Raw genomic sequence first — 22,309 nt, forward strand, 5'->3', positions numbered from 1 at the left:
CTCTACTTCTACCCATTGCGGTGGGTTTAAGCAACTGTCTGAGATGAAGCGTCAGAAACCTCGTCCATCTTCTTAGATGGGCGGGGTAGTTCATTATATTCAATACCACCCATTACATGAAAATTGAGCCGAGTTTATTACCGCGATCGCTCCAAAATCCAATCGAGTAAAATCGGATTGACTAACTCCGGTGCTTCATCTTGCGGACAATGCCCCACTCCTTCTAAAGGAATAAACTTTTCTACTTGCGGAAAGTTAGCTAATTCTCTCCCTAATTTAATTGGTTCCCACGGATCAGCCGTTCCCCACAAAATAATCGCAGGACACTGTAACAGTGGCAAAAGGTCTTCTGGTAGTGGCCCTGTAGAATAAGAAGTAAAGGCAAGGAACACAGCACCAGCCCCCGGATCGCTTGCTGGTGAAGTGAGAATATCTACCAACTCATCTGTCACCATCTCAGCATTCGCATAAGCTTGTAGCAGAATCTTCCGCACTGTTTTCGGTTTGGCGAGTTGATTGAAAAAGAAATCACCAACTGGTTTAATAGCTAACAGGCGTTGCAGTAAAGGCGCTCCGAAACGACGACTCCAAGGTAAAGTTACCCGTTTGCGATCGTGCAACAGCCGTAAAGAACAGTTTAGCAAAGCAACTCCCAAGGCAATATCTGGGTTGTTTACTGCTGCTTGCATGGCTACAATACAGCCTATAGAATTTCCAACTAAAAAAGCTGGCTCACCCACAACTTCGCGGCAAAAATCTGCCACTTGCTGTCCCCAGGTTTCTAGTGTGTAAGCAATTTTTTCACCAGGTTGAGGTTTTGCGGAAGCGCCAAAACCAATCAAATCGATCGCATAAACCCGGCAATTTTGTGCAAGTACGGGAATATTCTTCCGCCAATGCCACCAAGAAGCACCAAATCCATGCACCAGGACAACAGCTGGCCCAGTGGTTCCTTGGGTTTGATAGCAGATCGGGAAATCTTGCCAAATCCAGGTTTTTGTAGAGTTAAGTGCTGTTTTGGAACTTGAGGTTGTCATAGGAAATTTGATCAAAACAAGGGTAAAAGCCTTTTAGCAGCAAGACGCAAGTAAAATTCTTTGGAATTTGAATAAAATTTATCAGATTTTCAAAGTAAATCCTTTGCTGTAGTGATAGCTTAGACAAACACCACGAAAGCTTCTAGGCTGATAGTTTTATCAAGTATAGAGAGTTTTCATCTTATTCAAAGAGGTAATTTACTCATAACTTCGATTATGTCAGTATTAGGAATCATAACTTTTGTAATGTGAGTAATATTTTTGCTATTTTTAGATGTGAGCGAATTAGCATCAGTGCTAGATTCAGTAGTTTCACAATTTACGACAGCCAATACAAGTCTATAAAATTGTCGAATATGAGGCATCGGCTAAGGGGTGGTTTGCAACTGGAAACTGACGCTGAATTTAACAATATTTTTCTTGATCTTAGTTCTGCGAGCCAGAAAACATGAATCTAGTAGAAACAATTGATACTCCTGTTGGGAGTTACGCACCAGATTTTGAAATACCAGGAATTGATGATCAAGTACACCATCTCAGGCGTTATCTTGAGAAGTTCCGAGCAGTGGGTGTCATTTCCATGTGTAACCACTGTCCTTATGTAGACTGGTATCTAGGCAGGTTAAAAAACATTCAAGCCGAATTTTCACCAGAAGGCTTCACACTAATTGGCGTGAATGGTAGTAATGGCGATCGCGACGCTAAATCAAGCTTGGAAAATATGAAAGCTTTTGCCAAGGGTCACGACTTGAATTTCCCTTATCTGTGGGACTCTACGCAAGATGTAACCCGCAGTTTTGGCGCGACAAAAACACCAACGGCCTTTCTCATAGATGCTAATGGTATAGTCCGCTACAAAGGAAAAATTGACGAGCATCCCCAAGATGCGTCAGCAGTGGGAGAGGATTATTTGAGAACTGCGATCGCTTCTCTGCTTCTTGGTCAAAAAATAGATATACCACAAACAGAAGCAATAGGTACTACATTGATTTGGCGTAACTAGACATAGATTGTCCCTCTAACTGCTATCTTAAATTGGAGGCAATTGCAACTTTTTTGATAAAGCGTAACTTCATGGGAACGAATTACCGACGGGTTTTACTCAAACTGAGTGGTGAAGCCTTAATGGGCAACATGGGCTATGGCATTGATCCAGAAGTGGTCAAAGGAATAGCACAAGAATTAGCAGAGGTGATCGCCACTGGAGTTCAAATCGCCATAGTTGTTGGCGGGGGCAATATTTTCCGTGGTGTCAAAGCAGCGTCGGCAGGGATGGACAGGGCAACCGCCGACTACATAGGGATGATTGCCACGGTAATGAATGCCATGACGCTGCAAGATTCGCTGGAACATATAGGGGTACAGACGCGGGTACAAACTGCGATCGCTATGCAAGAATTAGCAGAACCGTATATCCGTCGTCGCGCCATCCGTCATCTTGAAAAAGGACGGGTGGTAATTTTTGGTGCTGGTTCTGGAAATCCCTTCTTTACTACAGATACTACTGCGGCATTAAGAGCCGCAGAAATTGATGCGGAAGTGATTTTTAAAGCCACTAAAGTAGACGGAGTATATGATGCTGATCCTCATATTTATCCTGATGCGAAGCGTTACAATAGCCTCACCTACGCACACGTTTTAGCCAAAGATTTGCGGGTGATGGATAGTACTGCGATCGCCTTGTGTAAAGAAAATAATATCCCAATTCTAGTATTTGACCTAACGGTGCGAGGTAACATCCACCGAGCAGTCATGGGAGAATCCATCGGTACCCTTGTGGGAGGTTCTTGTGAAATTAGCTGAAGCTGAGAGTACGATGCAAAAAACCGTTGAGTCAACTCAACGAGCTTTTAACACGATTCGCACTGGTCGCGCCAATGCGAGTTTATTAGATAAGGTATTGGTGGATTATTACGGTTCGCCCACATCCTTGAAATCACTGACAAACATTAGCACGCCAGATGCGACGACGATCTTAATTCAACCCTACGATCGCAGCAGTTTAAATATAGTCGAAAAAGCGATTTCCCTCTCAGATGTCGGTTTAACTCCCAGCAATGACGGTTCCGTGATTCGGCTGAATATTCCGCCCCTGACAAGCGATCGCCGTAAAGAATTCGTCAAAATGGCATCTAAGTATGCTGAAGAAGGTCGTGTTGCTATTCGCAACATCCGCCGCGATGCCATAGATGCCATTCGTAAACAGGAGAAAGCCTCTGAAATCTCCAAAGATGAATCAAAAGACCTACAAGATAGCTTGCAAAAACTGACAAACGAGTACACCGCCAAAATAGATTCACTGTTGGCAGAAAAAGAAAAAGACATCTCGACTGTTTAAGGTCTAAAGTCGGAAGCATAAAGGCTGAAGGATGATCGATAAATTCTTCAGCCTTTATCATTTCTTAAGTATCTAATAAAAATTGATCAAGTGAATAATTAAAGTAGGGGCAATTCATGAACATACGTGTCAACTTCAGGTAAAACCCTTTTCAAACCTCGTTTCCAGCCTTCTTGGTGGAAATGCTGCTCATTGTGGCTCTGCCGCCAGTAAGCGAGGTGGAGCCTCAACGACGGGCATTCCCAGTCTGAGACTGGGAACGAGAGAAGTAAGTGAGCGTGAATCATTAAAGTAGGGGCAATTCATGAATTGCCCCTACTCAATAGAAAATAAACTAATTGAGGAGCAAAAATTCAGCCATATGTACGACTGCATCATCGTCGGCGCTGGGCCAGCTGGTGGAACAGCTGCATATCATTTAGCCAAGCAAGGTCGCTCAATATTAGTGTTGGAAAAAGAATCTCTACCAAGATATAAACCTTGTGGCGGTGGTGTATCTCCAGCGATCGCTCAATGGTTTGACTTTGATTTTAGCCCAGTGATTTCGGTGAAAGCCGACTCCGTTCGCTTTACCTGGAAATTGGGCGACCCCGTGGAAGCGAAAATTGCCACAAAAGAACCAGTCTGGATGGTGCGACGAGATATTTTTGACCATTTCCTAGTACAGCAAGGACAGAAGCAAGGGGCTGAACTACGAGATAATACGGAAGTAACGGGTATTGAGTTTAAAAGTGATTATTGGCAAGTTAACACAGCTAATGGCTCAGTTACAGGTCGCTACTTAATCGCGGCTGATGGTGCCAAAGGGTCAATGGCAAAATGGTTAGGCTTCAAAGAACGTAAACGCCGTTTAGCGGGAGCCTTGGAAGCAGAAGTTCTGGCAACTGTCAAGGACAAATCCACAATTCATTTCGAGTTTGGCTTGGTGAAAAATGGCTACATTTGGAACTTCCCAAAAGCTGATGGTTATTCCATTGGTGTCGGTACGTTTATCGGCGGCGAACCTCAAGATTTTAAGAAGATTTTAGATGAGTATGCGCGATCATTTAATGTAGATATTAAAACTAGCAAGCAGTATGGTTATCCCCTTTGCTTGTGGGATGGCAACCAAAAGTTACATACTCAAAATGCAGTTTTAGCTGGGGAAGCTGCTTGTGTAGTTGATCCAATGACAGCAGAAGGCATTCGTCCGGCCATTTTTAGCGGTTTGATTGCAGCAGGAGCCATTAATGAGGCTCTTTCTGGTGACACTAACGCTTTAGAAAAATATAGCGAAGCCATTAATGAAGAATGGGGTACTGAGATGGCTTGGGCGAAAAAATTAGGGGGAGCATTTTATCGTTTTCCAGGCATTGGCTACAAAGTTGGTGTTAAGCGCCCCTCCGGTGCCAAAATCATGGGTAAGATTCTGTGCGGAGAACTCCGCTATGGCGACGTTGCCGATCGCGCCTTGAAGCGTTTAATCCCTGGTTTTGGCAGTTAAGGATTAGGTAATAAATCTCTAAGAGACGACACCCACCGCCCAAAAATTAATTATCTCTTGTGGGGTGGACGTCTCGCCATTAGTGTCAACTTAACGTGAAAACCTGCCTAAAACCAGCTTTTAGATTGTCTCGTTGTCTCGTTCCCAGTCTCCGACTGGGAATGCCTAATGTGAGGCTCTGCCTCAAGACTTGCGGCAGAGCCGCAATGACTCGCATTTCCAGCCTCTGGCTGGAAACGAGATTTTAAAGGGGTTTGGGCTTAACTTGATACCAATGGCGTCTTGCCCGCCCTATTTTCACTTTATTTATGCCTATCTACTTACCATTTCTCTAAACTAGGGTTTTTGACAAGGAACTCTCAAAGGTCTGCAATATAATTCCCAGAATCTTATCGACTGCATTAACGTGATATTCTATCGAGTCAATGCAAACAGTATTCTGTTCTAAAGTTAAGAATTTCCAAGCGGTACCACTTGTCACAACTCCATATATGACTTTAATATCATTTCCTGCTCTTTGATTGAATATCTGAGCAGCAATCATTGTGGCTGCACATTGCCCCAATCCGGCGATGATATTCTCATTTTTGGCCTCTATAACAGTGACTACTGGAGCGCTGATAAAATACTGTTCACGAGATGCACTGAGGATAAAGTCACAAAAACCTGAGAGTCCTTTCGCAGGATCAATATTGAACTCTGTACCTGAAAATAAGCTGATCTGATAATTTAACTGTCGCCTAACCTCAGACAGAATAGGAGCGATTAAAAACTCAGAACGAGCTTTTTCGCTGTTAATGGCAGTCGCTAAAGTTAGGTTCTCATCCAGCAACCGCTTTAGCAAGTCAGAAGGCTGCACCCCGCCTACAGTCAGAAATAGATTACGTGTCTCTTCCAAAGTTAAGCTAAATGCATCTCTGACTTTAAGGAGACTAAAATCACTGTATGCCATAGACTTCTGCTCCAGTTCTATCTTAATTGTGCATGGCTTGCCCGTCTTTGCAAGATATTATTTGAAAGGCAAGCTTGGTTAGCAGACTCGCCTCTCAAATATTGCACCTTGGTGCCAAGTTAAAAATACCTAGAGAAAAGCCAGATAATCACTCCACTTCCCAATACACAAATAATTCCCGCCAAACCAGCTAGGGGTTTTTTGTTCTTACCTGTGAACCAGTCAGAGACTTTACCTGTGTAAATAATTACTTCTGCTGTATCTAGGGTAGCGATCGCCCATACCCATCCCGCGTGGAGTCCCCAAGCTAAACCCAAATTACCGCTTGCAGCAAAGCGTGCCAACACTAGCACCATTCCCATCAGCCACAATCCAGGGAGTTGGGGTGCAGTTTCGCGTTGCTCCCAAACCAAGTGTAGCAAGGCAAAAATCAAGCTAGAAATTGCTGCTGCTACCCAAAGTGGATAATCCTGCGCTAATTCAGTGAACAGGAAACCGCGAAAAACTAACTCTTCTATCCCACCGACTAATAACGCTATCAAGAAAATCGGTAGCAAGATGGGTAGTAGTAACTTGAAATTCCTCTTTTCAAAAGAACACCAACCTAACCAAAATTGCCCACTAAATACAATAGCTAGGCTCACCACTCCCAAACCGAAACCTAGTACTAAAGAACTAAGAGTTGAAAGATTCCCAACAAAGCCGTAATCCGAAAAAGATTTATTGGTCAGCCAATTAACTCCCCATAGAATCAGGGGAGCTAATAGATAGAGTGACGCCAATAACGGCATCTTTTGCTCTGGCTGCAAAGGTTTAGTGGGTTGCCAATTGAGCAATATTGCTACTACTGCTGCTATTGGCAACCAGCAAACTATCCAGCAAATAAAAAATGCCATCACTATAACTAGTGGTGGTGCATTTTCTAGAAATGCCAGTAGGACGTTGACCGAAGGCTCAAAGAAAGTTATCAAAATAAACAAAAAAAACACGATAGACTTCTTGCACTATAGATTTCTTGCTGATTAATCAAGACTCTACTAAATTTGGTGACTCCTGCAAGGGGTCTAATCGTATTTTTTACCTGAGACAAAATTTTCTAAATAGAGCTACTAGTTTACTGTCGGGGTAAGGACAAGTTATCATCACCTGAAACTTATCCCTACCATCAGCAAATTTACTCTTCGTCTTCCAAATCTTCGTCTGATTCGTCAGAGTCTACATCTTGTGAGGTTAGTTTTTTATCGGTTTCACCGAGTTGAATCAAGTGAATATGCTTGTATCCCAACCTAATTTCAAACTCATCTCCAGGTTTTAAGCCCATTGCCTTGGTATATGTGGCACCAATCACAATCTGACCATTTTGATGGACACTAACCCGATATGTCGGTTCACGACCACGACCATCTTTAGGTGCTTCTGGACTTAGAGGAATTCCTCTAGCCGATAGCAAAGCGTCATAAAAATCGGTGAGATTGACACGAACCTGGTTATTCTTAGTAACAGTGTAATAGCCGCACTGTTTAGCTCTTTCTCGGCGCGGTAAAGTGGAAAGTTCTTTTACTTTAGCAAGTAGTGATTTTCCGGTTAATGGCGCGGTTGCAGTTTCAGTCATTATGCTCAAATTTTCCTTACTCTCTCCAAACTGATAAACGATGTAGTCTTATGCTGGCATTTGACTTTTTAGCATTTGCATAGAGCTACTTAGGACTCTAGTGTAACCAGTGAATTCCTGCTGATAGGAGCCAAAAGCACTTCTATATATGGTTGTCCACAACAAATTAGAGGTCATAGTTGCCACAGACATTAATTTTGCTGATTTTACGGCACTTTTAACCATTATTCGCCATTAGAAATGAAATTGTTTTCTCTTTTGGCGCTACTGTAGCGGTGTAACTTCAGCCACCTTAACAAATTGGGTTGGTTCTACTACAAATAAGTCGTAGAACCAATAAATTGCAGGTTTTTCACTTTGAGTGCTTGCCCTTCTGACCAATGAGAAAGTAGAGTTTTCTCTACTCCTACTCTCAAGCTTAGGACAGCATAGTATTTCAATAGAGTCCTATGGGCTTATGCCCTTTTGTCCTGCCAGTAGAGACGCGAATTTTCTTGTCTCTACATTACGAATCAACAAAGCAGTAGTAGCCGCGCTGATACGGCTATTGATTCTGGTTTTGTGACTTAGTAATTTTATATTAAATACTAGCATGGACTAATAATAGCAAAATAATTGTTTAATTTTGAATTAAAGTTGCTAGTAAATTTTTATTTAAATTCCTGGACTTAAAGCTTGGAAAAAGCAGTGACGATTTTCCTAACCCTTGATTGTAAGCGTGAGTGTTGCCAGATGGCTTTTATAAAAACTTATCTAATATAGATGAGCAGTTTTGACCAATGAGTTAAATCCAAGATTTTCTTGATTGAGAGGAAGCAAAAATCTAAAAGTCTGGCGCATCATGGATTCCCGGTGCAAGAACTTTTATTTGAAAGTGATGAAGATTTGTCCTCGGTTTATTACTTATAAGCTCAAAAGCGCTCAGAGGATTTTGTACGTATGTCTATGGGAAGAATAAATATCTTAACATCTGCCTACCGCTTGATTGCCACTACTATATATTGAATATGTGCTTTTACACTTCTATATAATCCAAAAATTCCGTCAAGCAGTAGCGAAGGCGGAATTTCCTAGCCAGGACTGCTTGACTCCAGTTGACATCAAGACGTGTCGCTAACCTGATATGCATTTAATTTGGATACGATCGCTAGGCCAAAGATAAACCTAAGTGCCTTTTTGAGCAAACCCCGTTTCCTTTACATTCCTAAACAGCGAAATTCACTGCAAAGCTGCGATTAAATTTTTGGCATTTTCACTCAGAATTTGACATAAATCTTGCCTAGAGCGCTACTACAAGTAAAATTTTAATGGTTATCCTTAAGTTAGAATCAGTCGCTCTTTCCTCGTCAGCCTATTAACACCAGGGTTTGAATTAAGGGCAAAAAAAGTATAGCTCACTTTTCACAACTACCTGCCTTGACTGATGATTGTTGAGGCTGGTGAAGCAATTTTAAAATTTTGGCTAGTGGTCATGGAAGTTATTTTTAAGGTGATTCGACAGCAACAAAATTCCTCCCCTGTTGTGCAAACCTACCTTGTAGAGGCAGAGCCAGGTAATACCATCCTGGATTGCCTCAATCAGATTAAGTGGGAGCAAGATGGAACCTTGGCCTTTCGCAAAAACTGCCGCAATACCATTTGTGGTAGCTGTGCTATGCGAATTAATGGGCGTTCGGCTTTAGCTTGTAAGGAAAATGTTGGTAGTGAACTTGCCAGATTACAACAAATACCATCATCCCCAAGTAAAGTAAATGCGATTGGCGAAATCACGATCGCTCCTCTCGGCAATATGCCCGTGATTAAAGATTTGGTTGTAGATATGAGCAGTTTCTGGAATAATCTAGAGGCAGTTGCTCCTTATGTGAGTACGGCAGCACGACTTGTACCAGAAAGAGAGTTTTTGCAAACACCAGAAGAGCGATCGCGTCTCGATCAAACTGGCAACTGTATTATGTGCGGTGCTTGTTACTCGGAATGTAATGCTCGTGAAGTTAATCCAGACTTTGTAGGTCCCCATGCCCTTGCCAAAGCTTACCGGATGATAGCAGATTCTCGCGATCGCGACACCGAAAATCGCTTAGAAAGCTCCAACGAAGGTACTAAAGGCGTATGGGGCTGTACCCGTTGTTTATACTGCGATTCAGTTTGTCCAATGGAAGTTGCACCATTAGAACAAATCACCAAAATTAAACAAGAAATTCTCACCCAGAAACAAGCTAGCGATAGTCGCTCACTTCGTCACCGAAAAGTATTGGTAGATTTAGTTAAAGAAGGTGGTTGGATTGATGAACGTCAATTTGGTTTACAAGTAGTCGGTAACTACTTTCGGGATTTAAAAGGATTACTTAGTCTTGCACCCCTCGGTTTGCGAATGATCCTCCGGGGTAAATTTCCCCTGTCATTTGAACCTTCAGAAGGGACAGAACAAGTGCGATCGCTCATTGAATCTGTGCAACAAGTAGAAAATAAAAGTTAGGAGACGCGATTAATCGCGTCTGTACCAATACAGTTCAGTTAAGGATTTTTTCCTTCTCTCTGTGTCGCGCCAGTTGCTATAAGTCGGGGAACCCGCCCAACGCACTGGCTTCTCTGCGCCTCTGCGGTTCGTTAAAAAAATTGGCTTTGACAAAGAGTTTTAACCTTAACTGAACCGTATTGGCGTCTGTACAAGAGTTAGAAGTTAGAAATTTTAACTCATAACTCCTAACTCCTAACTCCTAACTCTATTTCAACGCGGTTCTTGAGGTATATTCAAAGGCTGTCCATTCCGGTCATATACTAAAACATCCCACTGCCCGTTGTTACTAGACTCAAAAGCAATCCTACTCCCATCAGCGCTAATTGTCGGGTTGCGGACTTCCGCCTGTAGGTTATTAGTCAAATTCCGTGATTGACGTGTTTCCCGGTCGTAGAGAAAAATAGCCGATCGTCCCTGACGGCTAGCACCAAATACAATATAATGACCATCTTGTGAAACGCTAGGATGAGTTGCGATCGCATCAAAGGAGTTTAAACCCGGCAAATCAACCAAATCACGAGTCACCGTATCAAACATATAAACATCTTGGCTACCGCGTCGGTCAGTAATAAAAACAATGTATCTCCCAGAGATTTGGGGATTTAATTCCGACGCTAAACTATTGAGACTCCGCCCCCCCGGATCAAAGGGATAACTTAAAAGGCGAGGGTAGCCAAAACACCCAGTCAATAAACTTAAGCAGAAAAATACAGGTATAAAAAAAATACGTTTCATATAATTAGTCATTAGTCAATAGTCTCACAACTCCTAACTCCTAACTCATAAGGTACAGACGCGATTAATCAATCACTGGGATTGATCTAGTTGCAAGTTTCCCCTTGGTGTTTGATTTTCTGATAATTAACCGGGGTCTGACAATACCTTTTTGGGTGTAAATATCTTGAGTTAGCAGGGTACTGCATTCGCGGATTCTACAGACGCTAAATAGGCATACGGCAAACAAGGTGCGTAGGCGTAGCCTGCCGCAGGCATCGCGGTCATTGTCTAAGCCATCACTGAAGATTAGCTGTATCTCTTGCTGAGTAAGAACCTTGGCGCGTCCATGCCGATTTATTTTCATTGGCAGACTGTAGACCCCGTGATCCACAGCCTATAATGTTTTGACACATGATTTGCATAACTGTTTGACCTTTAGGTGAAACTAGAGGTGGTAGTACAAAAATAAAAATTATCAGGAGGTTTGAATCAAACCACAGCATCCTACAATAGAACAGCTAGAAACCTTCTACCGCGTATGTGTACGAGCAAGCAATCTATTAAGAACAATTGAATTAACTCGCTACGATACACGCTCTCAAAGAATCGTAGTGTTAATAGGCGAAACAATTCAAGTAGAAATTTTAAGTAACGGCGAGGAATTAATTCAATGAGTAACTATCAACAATTAAGCGAAGCCGAACTGAGAACTTATGTAAAGACACATCCAGATGATGAAGAGGCTTTTCAACATTATTTAACAATTATGAGGGCAAAACCTAACCGCGTTGTAGTTAGTACAGAGGAACAAGCCCTAATTGAATTTAAGAAAAGAATGCAAGCAGAGTCAACACCCTAACCCGCCCTAACCCCATCACACCCAATCATTCCCCCACACTCCCAATTATCACCCCGTAGCGCGTCTCTAGCTGTGGGGTTTTGTTTTAGGTGGTTGAGTGCGATCGCTGTTTGTTTGGATGCGTCTCTCCTAACTCCTAACTTTTTCCCCTACGGAGGTGAACCTACAGTTGCACCATTCGGAATATCTAACTCAATATTGGGCCCCCGGTCTAGGACTTCGATATCCCACTGACCACGGGTAGCAGTTTCAAAGACAATATAACGTCCATCTGGGCTGATATTTGGTTTTCTCACCCAGCCGCGATAGGTTGGTGTGACGATTTGTGACTGTTGCGTAGCGCGATCGTAAAGTGCCACCACTGGCCTACCTTGGTCGCTAGTAAGATAAGAAATGTAACGCCCTGTGTAGCTCAAACTAGGACTTTCGGCAATTGTTTCCTGTCGGTTTATCCCCGGTGTGCCAATAAAAAGTTGCCTTTCTAAATCGTAGACTAGTAGCTGCTGATTACCATTCCGATTAGATACAAACGCTAAAAAGCGCCCATTTCCACTCAAAGCTGGTTGCTCCTCGGTGTAGCGACTGTTGAGGGAAGTAGTCCCTATGGGAATATCGCTAGAACCACAAGATACAAGCAAACTTGTTAAACCAAAAACAAGGCTCCAATGAATTGGTCTTTGGAGCCAAAATGTCGGCGTAAGTTTTTCCACCTCAACTGTTTTCCGTCGCCTCTAAATCTACTTCCACGCCAACTGTTTTAAACATCGTCATCAAAATCGGTTGAATTATTTGGCCTCTCATTTGGCTTTTCAACCGGGTTGTATGGCACATAATCAGTTGGGATCGCCTCATCATCTTCGCGCGTTCTTCTCGGAGTTGAGTCAGTAGGCGGACGACGCCTTCTCGGTCTGGGAGCAACATCATCTTCACGACTTTCTGGTTGCTGAGACTCGTTATTACTGCGGCGAGAAGGTTTTCTGACTTCCCCACCCGAACTTTCCCAATCATCAACTTGTCTAGATGAAGAACCCCAATTTTCTTCTTCAGACCTTTCAGAAGGCCGATTCACCGGACGCCCAGAAGTCCGCCGACGTGTTTTATCAGATGGAGCCTGTTTTTCACTACTGCTGCTGTTGCGGCGTTCTGAACGACGGGGGGATTGCTCCTCGTAGTAGTCATCACGAGTTGAAATCTCATCCCTGCTACCCCGAATCCGGGCACGCACGGGGCGTTCTTCCTCGTCTTCATAAGGCAATGGATCTAAGTCTGCATCCATTTCAGCTTGATACTTTTTGCGATTATTGTACTCATAGCGATCGCTAACCGGTCGGTCTTCGTCCACAATCGGAGTGTTGCGCTTTGCTTGCTGGGTAGCTATACTCCGCAGGCGAATACTTTCAACTGCAAAAAACACCGTTGTGCCGACTAAAAGCAGTTGACCAAATTGTAGAATTGGGTCTAGCCGCCATCCTTGAAAGACGAGAATGAAGCCGCAGAGCAAGCCAACTGCCGCAAAAAAGATATCTTGATCCCGTGACAATTCTGGACGCACAGTGCGGAGAAAATACAGTGCTGCCCCAGCCACAGCCAGGAAAATTCCTAGAATACTGGCTGAGTTTGCCCCAAAATTTACCTGAGCCAGAAAACTGGCTGAGTTCAGCCCAAAATTTATCATTGCTGTTTTCCCAATATCAAATCTATGTTAGCGAGTCACAATTAAAATCACTACTCTAATTTGTCACGAAATATTGAAGCTTCAAAGCCTCTGGCAAAGAAGCTCTGAAGCTATTCACCGAAAAGTAAAAAAACCTATGTCTGTCAGCTACAACTGCTTATAGCGGCAAACACTGCTGCTTTTGGTGCAATTATAAATACCTGACAGACAATCGGTTATGAGAGTAAATTCAACTCTCATAAGCATTATGAACGCTGAATTTTATCTTTCTGGCTAATGAAAATTAGACCAACTGTAACGGGTATCACAACAATTGCACTACCCCAAGCCAAACTCCAAAGAAAATTTGCTAAAGAAGGCGTCATACTTCTCAACCTTTTTTTACACACTTCATCCTAATTTTAATAGTGTATTACTTTCTTGAGAAGCCTCTAAGTCTGAACTACAAAACTTGGTAACTGCTTTCACTAGTTGTTGAGTTAACCGCGTCAGCGTGTTTAGGGATTGAAATAAAATTATAATGAGAGTGCTTTACAAAGCTTAAAATTTTGTGGCGATCGCCTAAGTTTTTTCTTGATTTACAGATAGATAGTAGCTGAAACCGATGACTGGTGTTGACCTGACTGTTTGGATTCTGGGACCTGTGTTAGGGCTGATGACATTTTTATTTATATTTCGGATCATTCTCACTTGGTATCCGCAAGTGGATCTGAATCGTTTGCCCTTTAATTTCATAGCTTGGCCTACTGAGCCATTTTTAATACCTTTGCGAAAGGTGGTGCAACCTATAGGCGGAGTAGACATTACACCTATTATTTGGGTTGGTATCTTCAGCCTGCTGCGAGAAATCCTGCTAGGTCAGCAAGGATTGCTGACTATGCTATCTCGTGTTAATTAGGGATGGGGCATGGGGGATGGGGCAATTCAATTTTGGATTTTGGATTTTAAATTTTGGATTAAATTTCAATCTAAAATCCCAAATCTAAAATCTAAAATTCTTGCTCCCCCACTTCCCACTGCTCTAACCGTTCATTTCCTGCACAAAATTTGTATAGACATTACCCTGCAAAAACTGTGGATTTTCCATAATTTTTTGATGAAACCCGATGGTGGTGGGTAGTCCAGTGATGGCACATTCCCGTAGTGCGCGTTTCATGCGGTTAATAGCAGTGGGTCGGTCTGGCGCCCAAACAATTAACTTGCCGATCAATGAATCGTAGTAGGGCGGGATTTGGTAATCTGTGTAAACGTGGGAATCAATCCGAACACCAGGACCTCCAGGGGGAAGATAGCCGCTAATGCGTCCAGGAGAAGGGCGAAAGTCGTGATCGGGGTCTTCAGCGTTGATCCGACATTCGATCGCATGACCCCGCAAGACTACTTGATCTTGGGTAAGCTTAAGTCTTTCCCCTTGGGCAATCCGAATTTGTTCGGCAACCAAGTCTATCCCAGTAATCATCTCTGTTACAGGATGTTCTACTTGAATCCGGGTGTTCATTTCCATAAAATAGAATTTACCCGATCTATCCAAGAGAAACTCGATAGTACCCGCCCCAGTGTAATTAATGAATTGGGCAGCTTTGACAGCAGCTTGTCCCATTTTCTCACGTAAGTCTTGGTCGAGAGCCGGACTTGGTGCTTCTTCCAGTAGCTTTTGATTTCGGCGCTGAATAGAGCAATCCCGTTCGCCCAAGTGGATAACATTACCGTAGTTATCCGCCAAAATTTGAAATTCGATGTGGCGGGGACGTTCAATAAATTTTTCGATGTAAACGCCAGAATTACCAAAAGCTGCTCCTGCTTCCCCTTGGGCTGCCAGGAAAAGTTTCACAAATTCATCTTCAGAACGAACTAGGCGCATACCCCGTCCACCGCCACCGGCTGTGGCTTTGATCATCACTGGATAGCCGATATCCTTAGCAAATCTTAATCCTTCTTCCTCGGATTCTACCAACCCCTCACTACCTGGTACCGTCGGGACTCCAGCTTTTTGCATGGTTTCTTTGGCAGTGGATTTATCCCCCATCCGCCTCATAGCTTCTGGAGTTGGACCGATAAAAGCAATATGATGGTCGGCACAGATTTCCGCAAACCGAGCATTTTCTGCTAAAAAGCCATAGCCTGGATGAATCGCAGTCGCATTGCGCGTCAGCGCGGCAGCAATAATATTGGGAATATTCAAATAACTTTTACTGCTAGCAGGTTCGCCAATGCAAACCGCTTCATCAGCAAGTTGGACATGGAGAGCATTACGGTCAACGGTGGAGTGAACCGCAACTGTCGCAATCCCCATTTCTTCACAGGCGCGGAGAATGCGAAGCGCGATTTCTCCCCGATTGGCAATTAATATTTTGTCAAACTTCATTTTTTAGTTTCGATATCATTACCAGTAGATTGACATTTTCTCTGATCCAACTTGAAACGACGCTTTCGCACTATTTAAAATTATCACAGGAGATTCGCCACCCTGATTCTAAGAAAACGCAAGGTTGCAGGTTGCTGCCTCTACAGTCTTACTACACTAACAAGATTGCTGCTGTAAGTCTTGGCTAGCTTACCAAATTCGGCTTTTGCGGTGGCAGGATGCGATCGCAAAAGCCGAACACAGTCGCTCTACCCTTTTTAATATCACTTGTGTAGCTGCTAGATTTCTGTCAGTCTGATACCACCTTAAGAAAATTTATATTTTTGAGCAGCTGAATTTAGATATCACCTTACTATAATTATTTTCTTATGCTATAGTCTATCTTTAGACAAACCATGCGGATGTGGCGGAATTGGTATACGCGCACGCTTGAGGTGCGTGTGGCTTTGCCTTGCGAGTTCGAGTCTCGCCATCCGCATTTTTGCTTGTCTAGTCATAGGGTCAATAGTCAAGGGTCAAAACCTCAGACTATTGACCCTTAAATCTGAACCTAGCTCTAATACTCCCTCAAGGCAACAATGCTTCCTGAAATACTAGTTTTTTATGCTTTTATAGAGATAGGTGAAGTTTTGTAAAAAGCATTGACTATTACTTTTACGCCGACAAATAACTTAACACTGCCAGCAGCTTGGCATCGCCTCACTCCGATTTGGCAAGGAGGGGAGGAAATAATTCAACAAAGTTTACCTCACACTCAGCTAGCACCTGCTTGGCAGCTAATGCTTTTGGGTGACGGCTCTCCAACACGTCACCTAGAATTGCTTACAGGTGAGCCTGTAGAAGTAGATGTGATTGATATGTCATTAATTGGCATGGACTTGGATGAAGCTCCTGAGTTAATCCAAGCTGTCCCAGGTCCGCGACTACGGCGACAAGTCTGGCTGCGTACTGCTTCTGGCCAGCGATTAGCCTATGCTACTTCGTGGTGGGAAGCCAGTCATGTAGATGAGTATTTGCAAAATCGTTCATTACCAATTTGGGCGAGTTTAGCTCGTCTTCGCACAGAGTTGTATCGCGATGTTCGAGGAATTTACTACGGTGACTCATTGGCGCTACAGTCAGGTTTTGATGTAACTGGGCCTTTTTGGGGTCGCCACTACTTGTTTTGGCATCATGGACAGCCACTAACCTTAATTTATGAAGTTTTTTCGCCTTATTTAACTAAATATTTGGGATCTATGCAGATGAGTGCTATTAATGCTGAGGGGTAATACCATTGAAAAATTCAAACGTGTTTTTAGCACTAGCCTAGTACCGCTTATCTACGAGACGCTGCATATAGCGTGCTTGTTTGAAAAAGTACGCTCCAATTAAAAATTAAATTAATTTTTAATCAAAAATTACCAGTTCCTCCTCAGCAAAAATAACAACTGTTTTGCATCAAAATGATACAAATTCCGAAAAATCAGAATTCAGCAACATATCTGATTTGTAATATTGGTAATCCATACGAAATCCCGGACACTGAATTGAACTAGGTTAGATAAAGTCAATACCACAGATGGAAGTTATATAAATAGAAGGCAGTCTGAGTTGCTGATGACTTGCAGCAATGCCCAAGTTAGTTATATCCTCAAAGTGCTTGAAATGACGGATTTAACTCTTGAAGAATTTCCGCAGAGGCAACCGTCTAAACGAGGTGTCCAGCAAAATTCAACAAAGCGTGTTAAAAAAGGTAACTAACCACGAAAACACCGCTTTTGAAACAGTAGGGAAGTTGATTACGGAAATATCATCAATGTCTAGGATGGAGACATTTATGCAGTTAACTGCCCTAAATAACGGGAAACTTTTTGGTTAACTTAACCAATCAAACAAGTAATGAGTTTGCAAGTATGAGGTATAGGTTTCAATGGCACCGCCTCTTGTGTCTGTTCCGATGAAGAAAAATAAAAATAAGAAACCGTCTCTGGTGCTGACGCTCTCGGCTGCTGGGTTATTGATTGGTGCCGGAAGTATAGCATACTGGTTGTTAAGCGCGAGACAACTATCTTCTAGCGATTTGCTCGTAGGTGCAAATATTATTCCTGGTGATGCCCTATTTGCGGTTTCTCTGACAACAGATGCCCAGCAGTGGCAGGAATTGCGGCAGTTTGGGACAAGAGAAACCCAAACAGAACTGGATAAAAATTTAGTAGAATTGCGCGATCGCTTTCTGACTAATAATGGTTACGACTTCCAGAAAGATATCGCTCCTTGGGTAGGCGATGACATCACGATCGCATTTCTTGCCCCAGACACAGCGAGTAAACCTGCACCCAAACCAGTTACCACCAATGGAGATGCTGGCAGTGATCAGCAGTCGATGGTAATGGTATTGCCAGTGAAAAACCCAGAAATCGCTAAAGGCATTTTGGCACAACCCAAAACCCTTAAACAAGGCAAATGGATTGACCGGACTTATCAAGGGATTGCCATCAAACAAAATCAGGGACAAGCAGGAGAAAACTTTTCCGCAGCATTACTAGATGGGCGTTTTTTAGTCATAACTGATAGTCTCAAAGCCACAGAACGAGCGATCGATGCCTACAAAAATAAAACATCCCTAGCCACAACTGGGGGCTTTGCTGAGAATTTTCAGAAAATTGGCAATTACCAACCCTTTGCCCAGTTTTACGTAAATGTGCCAACAGCAGCCGAAATAGCCGCAGCTTCTCCAAACCGCCCTTTACCTGCTCAAGTTTTGGCTCAACTGCAAAATAACCAAGGTTTAGCGGGGACAATGACTTTAGAGGCAGAAGGAATTCGCTTCAAGGGCGTTTCTTGGCTAAATCCTAATAGTCAACGTGTGCTGGCGGTGGAAAATAAAGCTGGGGAAATGCAAAGCCGCCTACCAGCAGAAACCTTAATGATGTTATCTGGGGGTAATTTACAGAGGTTGTGGGGAGATTACGTTTTAACATCTCAGGGAAATCCCCTCTCGCCGATCGCACCAGAACAGCTCAGAGGTGGAATAAAATCTCTTACCAATCTCGATTTAGATAAGGATTTGCTCAGTTGGATGAAAGGCGAATTTTCTCTATCAGTGATTCCCACTACTCCAAAACAAGGTTCACCAGATGATTTTCGTGCGGGTTTAGTGTTCATGGTAGAGGCAAGTAATCGCCAATCAGCTGAAACATCCTTAAAACAGCTCGATGATGTGATGAGAAATCAATATCAGTTCCAAGTCCAACCGGCAAAAGTCGCAGATCAACCCGTTGTTAACTGGGTTTCACCTTATGGTACATTAACGGCCACCCACGGCTGGTTAGATGGAGATATCGCTTTTCTAGTAGTGGGCGCTCCCATCACTGATAAAATTGTTCCCAAACCCAATAACACACTAGCTAGCACGATCCCCTTCCAACAAACAGTTCCTACAGAACCAAATCCGACAAATGGTCAATTTTTCCTGGATGTGGAACGAACGGTTAAAAATTTCCCTTTACCAACTCTAATTCCCAATCAACAAACTTTGCTAGATGCAACGCACTCAATTGGGATAACATCGGCTGTCAGCGACAGTCGCAGTAACATCTACGACATTTTTATCGGACTAAAAAAAGTTACGAACTCGGCTGCCTTACCTAGTCCAGAAAGCAATAAGGGCAACTCTGTTAAATAGGCTACGGTGTACACACAAGTATTTGGTGACGCAATTTCCGGTTAAGTCTCATAGCCCCTGAGATACCTCACCCTGGTTTTACGTAGTAAAACCTGTCCCTCTCCTTACTAAGGAGAGGGATTAAAGATAGGACTCTTTGAGGTTTTAGAGGATTTTGGGTAATGGGATAAGTTGTGTGTACACCGTAGGTTAGATAGGGGAGTGGGGAGATGAAAGGACAAGGGGATAATGAGAATAACCCATGCCCCATGCCCCATGCCCCATGCCCCATGCCCCATGCCCCATGCCCCATGCCCCATGCCCCATGCCCCATGCCCCATGCCCCATGCCCCATGCCCAATGCCCAATGCCCAATGCCCAATGCCCCATTTCCTATTTCCCATTTCCCCTGCTTCATGACCCTGTAACCATATAGGATCAGAACAGTCAGAATCCATATTTTAAATCATCCACGGAGAGAACACTTTATGAATCTAGTTGTACTCCAGAACTGGCTGGACAATGCCTCTTTTGCCATATTATTCCTGACAATGCTGGTGTATTGGGGAGGAGCGGCTTTTCCGAATCTGCCTTATCTAGCCACTTTGGGGACAGCTGGAATGGCGATCGCTAATTTGTGCATGGCGACTCTACTAGGGGCACGATGGATAGAAGCTGGTTACTTTCCCCTAAGTAATCTCTATGAATCTCTGTTTTTCTTAACTTGGGGAATTACCGCCGTCCATCTGATTGCTGAAAATAGTAGCCGTAGCCGCTTAGTAGGAGTTGTTACAGCTCCGGTAGCAATGTTGATCGCTGCTTTTGCTACCTTGACACTACCATCCCAGATGCAAACGTCAGAACCCCTAGTACCTGCCTTAAAGTCAAATTGGCTGATGATGCATGTCAGCGTGATGATGTTGAGTTATTCTGCTTTGATGGTGGGTTCGTTATTAGCGATCGCTTTTTTAGTTGTCACTCGCGGTCAAAACATCCAACTACAAGGTAGTTCTGTAGGTACTGGTGGCTATCGCAGCAACGGCTACCGCTTGCACAAAGCATCTGAGTTAATTTCTCAACCACCAGCTCCTGTTGTGGAAAATAACGGCTTTGCTCGTTTTGAAACTAGTAGCAACGGCAACGGGAACGCTAACATCGCTGTTTTGAATTTAGTATCTACTTCTGAGCCTCAAACTGTAGCATCAGCCGAACCTCTTTCACCTCAGCGCCTTAGCCTTGCCGAAACCCTCGACAATATAAGCTATCGCATCATCGGACTAGGATTTCCCCTGTTGACAATTGGGATCATTGCTGGTGGTGTTTGGGCTAACGAAGCTTGGGGTTCCTACTGGAGTTGGGACCCTAAAGAAACTTGGGCATTAATCACTTGGTTAGTGTTCGCCGCCTACCTCCACGCTCGGATCACTCGCGGTTGGCAAGGGCGCAGTCCCGCAATTTTAGCCTCCACCGGCTTTGTTGTCGTTTGGGTTTGTTATCTAGGTGTGAACCTTTTGGGTAAAGGTTTACATTCTTACGGTTGGTTCTTTTAATAACCTCACCCCTAACCCCTCTGCGTTGGCAAAGCTACGGTCTACACACAAGTTATCTGATATACCCAAAATTCCTCTAAAACCTCACCCTCTCCTATCTTTAATCCCTCTCCTTACTAAGGAGAGGGACAGGTTTTACGTAGTAAAACCAGGGTGAGGTATCTCAGGGGCTATGAAACTTAACCGTAAATTGCGTTCACAAAGACTTGATGTACATTGTAGGTTGGCAAAGAGGGAGAAAGGAGCAGATTTAAATTTACTACTAAGTAGGTAGGCGTAATTAAATATAAGATCAAACCTCACCCTCAATCCCTCTCCGTGAGTTCGGAGAGGGAAGCCGGAGGCAGGGTGAGGTTTTATATTTAATTTGACCCACTTACTTATCTTGTGAGAATTATTTCGGATGAACTACTAAATCTGTGGAAAGTATAGATTTAGTGAGAGGGGATTTTTATGGAAGATGGATTTGACAGACTAAATCATGATGAAGTTGTGTCTATAGAACCAGACACTTTTAATAAGTTAAATATTGCTAAAACTTTTAAAGTCCGTGATTTAATTACAGCAATTAAGGAATATATCGGAGCAGATGAGACAGATGAAGTAAATTTGTATACCCAAGGATTAAATTGTGAAGTTTTGCAGTTTAGTACTCAGGGATGGAAAAAAGGAAAAGTTAGACTTGCTTTAGAATTTTGTCCTGATGAATCTGAATCACCACTTGATGAAATTTTTCAAAAACTCAAACAAGTGGAAAACTAATACCCAATGAGATTTTTATTACTTGGAAGTCCCTAAAGACTTGTCCACGAGTATTAAACACTCGTTAACGGAGTTCAAAGGTGGATGAATCCAGTTCAAACACTCGTTAACGGAGTTCAGAGGTGGATGAATCCAGTTCAAACACTCGTTAACGGAGTTCAGAGGTGGATGAATACAGTTCAAATACTCGTTAACGGAGTTCAAAGGTGGATGAATCCAGTTCAAATACTCGTTAACGGAGTTCAGAGGTGGATGAATCCAGTTCAAATACTCGTTAACGGAGTTCAGAGGTGGATGAATCCAGTTCAAACACTCGTTAACGGAGTTCAGAGGTGGATGAATCCAGTTCAAATACTCGTTAACGAGTATCAAAGACTCATTACAGCAATTTTCATTTATTTATAAAACACTCTCGCGTTCTTCTTTGCGCCTCTGCGGGAGATAAAAAATCTTTCTGTGCTGTAATTACGAATTACGAATTACCCTAGCAAGACTTGCACTCACACTTTCAGCATCCGGTGACTTCAATCGCTGCAAAATCTCTAAAGCTGGTTGCAAATAAAATATCGCTTTAGTGTATTCACCCTGTTGTTCAGCCAAATATCCTATGGGCAATGGAGATGAGACTACCTTTGAAAGATGCTCCCATTTTAGCGACAGCAGTAGAGAGTAGAGCAGACCTTTTGGTAACGGGTGATAAGACACATTTTGGTTCATTTTATGGTCAGGAATTAGAGGGAGTAATAGTGGTAGATATGCGACAGGCGATCGCACTTCTGTACTCAGAATTTTGAG

At 43.1% G+C, this 22,309-nt stretch carries 26 protein-coding genes and 1 tRNA gene; 16 read left to right on the plus strand and 11 right to left on the minus strand.

Translation table 11 applies throughout. The annotated features are described in order from the left end of the window. Positions 1 to 137: 137 nt before the first annotated feature. The gene (locus V7K31_RS08635) at positions 138 to 1,037 is read right to left on the minus strand and encodes an alpha/beta fold hydrolase (RefSeq protein ID WP_335093802.1); all 900 of its coding nucleotides are present in this window, start codon (positions 1,035 to 1,037) and stop codon (positions 138 to 140) included. 448 nt (positions 1,038 to 1,485) lie between these two features. On the opposite strand from V7K31_RS08635, the gene V7K31_RS08640 reads away from it, so the two are divergent. The 4 genes from V7K31_RS08640 to V7K31_RS08655 all read left to right on the plus strand — a co-directional run bounded on the left by V7K31_RS08640 (position 1,486) and on the right by V7K31_RS08655 (position 4,858). After that, the gene (locus tag V7K31_RS08640; protein WP_335093803.1) at positions 1,486 to 2,040 is read left to right on the plus strand and encodes a thioredoxin family protein; all 555 of its coding nucleotides are present in this window, start codon (positions 1,486 to 1,488) and stop codon (positions 2,038 to 2,040) included. A gap of 71 nt (positions 2,041 to 2,111) precedes the next feature. Continuing rightward, complete coding sequence (gene pyrH / locus V7K31_RS08645) at positions 2,112 to 2,840, plus strand: UMP kinase (RefSeq protein ID WP_335093804.1); 729 nt, start codon at positions 2,112 to 2,114, stop codon at positions 2,838 to 2,840. After that, positions 2,827 to 3,375 carry a ribosome recycling factor gene (frr, locus tag V7K31_RS08650; protein ID WP_335093806.1) on the plus strand — a complete coding sequence of 183 codons (549 nt, stop codon included), beginning with the start codon at positions 2,827 to 2,829 and terminating at the stop codon, positions 3,373 to 3,375. Before pyrH ends, frr begins: the two co-directional genes overlap by 14 nt. A gap of 361 nt (positions 3,376 to 3,736) precedes the next feature. Next, on the plus strand, positions 3,737 to 4,858 hold the full coding sequence (locus tag V7K31_RS08655) for a geranylgeranyl reductase family protein (RefSeq protein WP_335093836.1): 1,122 nt from the start codon (positions 3,737 to 3,739) through the stop codon (positions 4,856 to 4,858). Positions 4,859 to 5,189: 331 nt separating this feature from the next. Here V7K31_RS08655 and V7K31_RS08660 read toward each other — a convergent pair whose 3' ends face one another. The 3 genes from V7K31_RS08660 to V7K31_RS08670 form a co-directional block, all read right to left on the minus strand. Continuing rightward, complete coding sequence (locus V7K31_RS08660; RefSeq protein ID WP_335093807.1) at positions 5,190 to 5,810, minus strand: hypothetical protein; 621 nt, start codon at positions 5,808 to 5,810, stop codon at positions 5,190 to 5,192. A 119-nt stretch (positions 5,811 to 5,929) separates the two neighbouring features. Further along, positions 5,930 to 6,799, minus strand: coding sequence for a CPBP family intramembrane glutamic endopeptidase (locus tag V7K31_RS08665; RefSeq protein WP_335093808.1), 870 nt, complete (start codon positions 6,797 to 6,799; stop codon positions 5,930 to 5,932). Positions 6,800 to 6,984: 185 nt separating this feature from the next. After that, positions 6,985 to 7,422, minus strand: a complete 438-nt coding sequence (locus tag V7K31_RS08670; protein WP_335093809.1) for an AbrB family transcriptional regulator — start codon at positions 7,420 to 7,422, stop codon at positions 6,985 to 6,987. A gap of 1,471 nt (positions 7,423 to 8,893) precedes the next feature. Here V7K31_RS08670 and V7K31_RS08675 point away from each other — a divergent pair. After that, positions 8,894 to 9,898 (plus strand): succinate dehydrogenase/fumarate reductase iron-sulfur subunit, encoded by a 1,005-nt coding sequence (locus V7K31_RS08675; RefSeq protein WP_335093837.1) that lies wholly within the window; start codon positions 8,894 to 8,896, stop codon positions 9,896 to 9,898. 252 nt (positions 9,899 to 10,150) lie between these two features. Here the strand turns inward: V7K31_RS08675 and V7K31_RS08680 are convergent, their stop codons facing one another. Together V7K31_RS08680 and V7K31_RS08685 are read right to left on the minus strand one after the other, a co-directional pair. Beyond that, positions 10,151 to 10,675: a TolB family protein gene (locus V7K31_RS08680; RefSeq protein WP_335093810.1), complete on the minus strand. Its 525-nt coding sequence runs from the start codon at positions 10,673 to 10,675 to the stop codon at positions 10,151 to 10,153. A gap of 64 nt (positions 10,676 to 10,739) precedes the next feature. Beyond that, a complete protein-coding gene (locus V7K31_RS08685) occupies positions 10,740 to 11,048 on the minus strand; it encodes a site-specific integrase (protein ID WP_335093811.1) in 309 nt (102 codons plus the stop codon). Between the two features lie 118 nt (positions 11,049 to 11,166). Between V7K31_RS08685 and V7K31_RS08690 the strand changes: the two genes are divergently transcribed. Together V7K31_RS08690 and V7K31_RS08695 are read left to right on the plus strand one after the other, a co-directional pair. Beyond that, entirely contained in the window at positions 11,167 to 11,331 is a 165-nt protein-coding gene (locus V7K31_RS08690; protein WP_373528612.1) for a DUF6888 family protein, read from the plus strand. Then, positions 11,328 to 11,516, plus strand: coding sequence for a DUF6887 family protein (locus V7K31_RS08695; protein ID WP_335093812.1), 189 nt, complete (start codon positions 11,328 to 11,330; stop codon positions 11,514 to 11,516). The genes V7K31_RS08690 and V7K31_RS08695 overlap by 4 nt, the downstream gene beginning before the upstream one ends. A 149-nt stretch (positions 11,517 to 11,665) precedes the next feature. Here the strand turns inward: V7K31_RS08695 and V7K31_RS08700 are convergent, their stop codons facing one another. The 3 genes from V7K31_RS08700 to psbX all read right to left on the minus strand — a co-directional run bounded on the left by V7K31_RS08700 (position 11,666) and on the right by psbX (position 13,556). Next, complete coding sequence (locus V7K31_RS08700) at positions 11,666 to 12,226, minus strand: TolB family protein (protein WP_335093813.1); 561 nt, start codon at positions 12,224 to 12,226, stop codon at positions 11,666 to 11,668. A 47-nt stretch (positions 12,227 to 12,273) separates the two neighbouring features. Then, positions 12,274 to 13,191: a Ycf66 family protein gene (locus tag V7K31_RS08705; RefSeq protein ID WP_335093814.1), complete on the minus strand. Its 918-nt coding sequence runs from the start codon at positions 13,189 to 13,191 to the stop codon at positions 12,274 to 12,276. A 245-nt stretch (positions 13,192 to 13,436) separates the two neighbouring features. Continuing rightward, positions 13,437 to 13,556 (minus strand): photosystem II reaction center X protein, encoded by a 120-nt coding sequence (gene psbX, locus V7K31_RS08710; protein WP_292763886.1) that lies wholly within the window; start codon positions 13,554 to 13,556, stop codon positions 13,437 to 13,439. Between the two features lie 239 nt (positions 13,557 to 13,795). On the opposite strand from psbX, the gene V7K31_RS08715 reads away from it, so the two are divergent. Then, positions 13,796 to 14,089: a YggT family protein gene (locus V7K31_RS08715; RefSeq protein ID WP_335093815.1), complete on the plus strand. Its 294-nt coding sequence runs from the start codon at positions 13,796 to 13,798 to the stop codon at positions 14,087 to 14,089. A gap of 123 nt (positions 14,090 to 14,212) precedes the next feature. Here the strand turns inward: V7K31_RS08715 and accC are convergent, their stop codons facing one another. Then, on the minus strand, positions 14,213 to 15,556 hold the full coding sequence (gene accC / locus V7K31_RS08720) for an acetyl-CoA carboxylase biotin carboxylase subunit (protein WP_335093816.1): 1,344 nt from the start codon (positions 15,554 to 15,556) through the stop codon (positions 14,213 to 14,215). A gap of 397 nt (positions 15,557 to 15,953) precedes the next feature. Between accC and V7K31_RS08725 the strand changes: the two genes are divergently transcribed. The 7 genes from V7K31_RS08725 (at position 15,954) to V7K31_RS08755 (ending at position 21,919) form a co-directional block, all read left to right on the plus strand. After that, a tRNA-Leu gene (locus V7K31_RS08725) sits at positions 15,954 to 16,034 on the plus strand. 163 nt (positions 16,035 to 16,197) lie between these two features. Next, positions 16,198 to 16,827, plus strand: coding sequence for a chorismate lyase (locus tag V7K31_RS08730; protein ID WP_335093817.1), 630 nt, complete (start codon positions 16,198 to 16,200; stop codon positions 16,825 to 16,827). Between the two features lie 641 nt (positions 16,828 to 17,468). After that, the gene (locus tag V7K31_RS08735) at positions 17,469 to 19,223 is read left to right on the plus strand and encodes a DUF3352 domain-containing protein (protein ID WP_335093818.1); all 1,755 of its coding nucleotides are present in this window, start codon (positions 17,469 to 17,471) and stop codon (positions 19,221 to 19,223) included. Between the two features lie 209 nt (positions 19,224 to 19,432). After that, positions 19,433 to 19,630: a hypothetical protein gene (locus V7K31_RS08740; RefSeq protein WP_335093819.1), complete on the plus strand. Its 198-nt coding sequence runs from the start codon at positions 19,433 to 19,435 to the stop codon at positions 19,628 to 19,630. Between the two features lie 60 nt (positions 19,631 to 19,690). Beyond that, positions 19,691 to 20,752, plus strand: a complete 1,062-nt coding sequence (ccsB, locus tag V7K31_RS08745; protein ID WP_335093820.1) for a c-type cytochrome biogenesis protein CcsB — start codon at positions 19,691 to 19,693, stop codon at positions 20,750 to 20,752. Between the two features lie 453 nt (positions 20,753 to 21,205). Further along, positions 21,206 to 21,514, plus strand: a complete 309-nt coding sequence (locus tag V7K31_RS08750) for a KGK domain-containing protein (protein WP_335093822.1) — start codon at positions 21,206 to 21,208, stop codon at positions 21,512 to 21,514. An 84-nt stretch (positions 21,515 to 21,598) separates the two neighbouring features. Further along, positions 21,599 to 21,919, plus strand: a complete 321-nt coding sequence (locus V7K31_RS08755; protein WP_335093823.1) for a hypothetical protein — start codon at positions 21,599 to 21,601, stop codon at positions 21,917 to 21,919. Positions 21,920 to 21,979: 60 nt separating this feature from the next. Here the strand turns inward: V7K31_RS08755 and V7K31_RS08760 are convergent, their stop codons facing one another. Next, positions 21,980 to 22,114 carry a hypothetical protein gene (locus V7K31_RS08760; protein ID WP_335093824.1) on the minus strand — a complete coding sequence of 45 codons (135 nt, stop codon included), beginning with the start codon at positions 22,112 to 22,114 and terminating at the stop codon, positions 21,980 to 21,982. 20 nt (positions 22,115 to 22,134) lie between these two features. Here V7K31_RS08760 and V7K31_RS08765 point away from each other — a divergent pair, with 20 nt between their 5' ends. Further along, complete coding sequence (locus V7K31_RS08765; protein ID WP_335093825.1) at positions 22,135 to 22,308, plus strand: hypothetical protein; 174 nt, start codon at positions 22,135 to 22,137, stop codon at positions 22,306 to 22,308. Position 22,309: the final 1 nt, after the last annotated feature.

The sequence above is a fragment of the Nostoc sp. genome (assembly GCF_036917675.1).
Classification (GTDB): Bacteria; Cyanobacteriota; Cyanobacteriia; order Cyanobacteriales; family Nostocaceae; genus Nostoc.

Bases quoted from the DNA above. Each gene is read 5' to 3' on its own strand.
- V7K31_RS08635 (WP_335093802.1), bottom strand. From the start codon at position 1,037: ATGACAACCTCAAGTTCCAAAACAGCACTTAACTCTACAAAAACCTGG.
- V7K31_RS08755 (WP_335093823.1), top strand. From the start codon at position 21,599: ATGAATCCAGTTCAAACACTCGTTAACGGAGTTCAGAGGTGGATGAAT.
- V7K31_RS08640 (WP_335093803.1), top strand. From the start codon at position 1,486: ATGAATCTAGTAGAAACAATTGATACTCCTGTTGGGAGTTACGCACCA.
- accC (WP_335093816.1), bottom strand. From the start codon at position 15,556: ATGAAGTTTGACAAAATATTAATTGCCAATCGGGGAGAAATCGCGCTT.
- ccsB (WP_335093820.1), top strand. From the start codon at position 19,691: ATGAATCTAGTTGTACTCCAGAACTGGCTGGACAATGCCTCTTTTGCC.
- V7K31_RS08765 (WP_335093825.1), top strand. From the start codon at position 22,135: ATGAGACTACCTTTGAAAGATGCTCCCATTTTAGCGACAGCAGTAGAG.
- V7K31_RS08695 (WP_335093812.1), top strand. From the start codon at position 11,328: ATGAGTAACTATCAACAATTAAGCGAAGCCGAACTGAGAACTTATGTA.
- V7K31_RS08670 (WP_335093809.1), bottom strand. From the start codon at position 7,422: ATGACTGAAACTGCAACCGCGCCATTAACCGGAAAATCACTACTTGCT.
- V7K31_RS08675 (WP_335093837.1), top strand. From the start codon at position 8,894: ATGGAAGTTATTTTTAAGGTGATTCGACAGCAACAAAATTCCTCCCCT.
- V7K31_RS08660 (WP_335093807.1), bottom strand. From the start codon at position 5,810: ATGGCATACAGTGATTTTAGTCTCCTTAAAGTCAGAGATGCATTTAGC.
- psbX (WP_292763886.1), bottom strand. From the start codon at position 13,556: ATGACGCCTTCTTTAGCAAATTTTCTTTGGAGTTTGGCTTGGGGTAGT.
- V7K31_RS08715 (WP_335093815.1), top strand. From the start codon at position 13,796: ATGACTGGTGTTGACCTGACTGTTTGGATTCTGGGACCTGTGTTAGGG.
- pyrH (WP_335093804.1), top strand. From the start codon at position 2,112: ATGGGAACGAATTACCGACGGGTTTTACTCAAACTGAGTGGTGAAGCC.
- V7K31_RS08735 (WP_335093818.1), top strand. From the start codon at position 17,469: ATGGCACCGCCTCTTGTGTCTGTTCCGATGAAGAAAAATAAAAATAAG.
- V7K31_RS08655 (WP_335093836.1), top strand. From the start codon at position 3,737: ATGTACGACTGCATCATCGTCGGCGCTGGGCCAGCTGGTGGAACAGCT.
- V7K31_RS08705 (WP_335093814.1), bottom strand. From the start codon at position 13,191: ATGATAAATTTTGGGCTGAACTCAGCCAGTTTTCTGGCTCAGGTAAAT.
- V7K31_RS08680 (WP_335093810.1), bottom strand. From the start codon at position 10,675: ATGAAACGTATTTTTTTTATACCTGTATTTTTCTGCTTAAGTTTATTG.
- V7K31_RS08750 (WP_335093822.1), top strand. From the start codon at position 21,206: ATGGAAGATGGATTTGACAGACTAAATCATGATGAAGTTGTGTCTATA.
- V7K31_RS08740 (WP_335093819.1), top strand. From the start codon at position 19,433: ATGAAAGGACAAGGGGATAATGAGAATAACCCATGCCCCATGCCCCAT.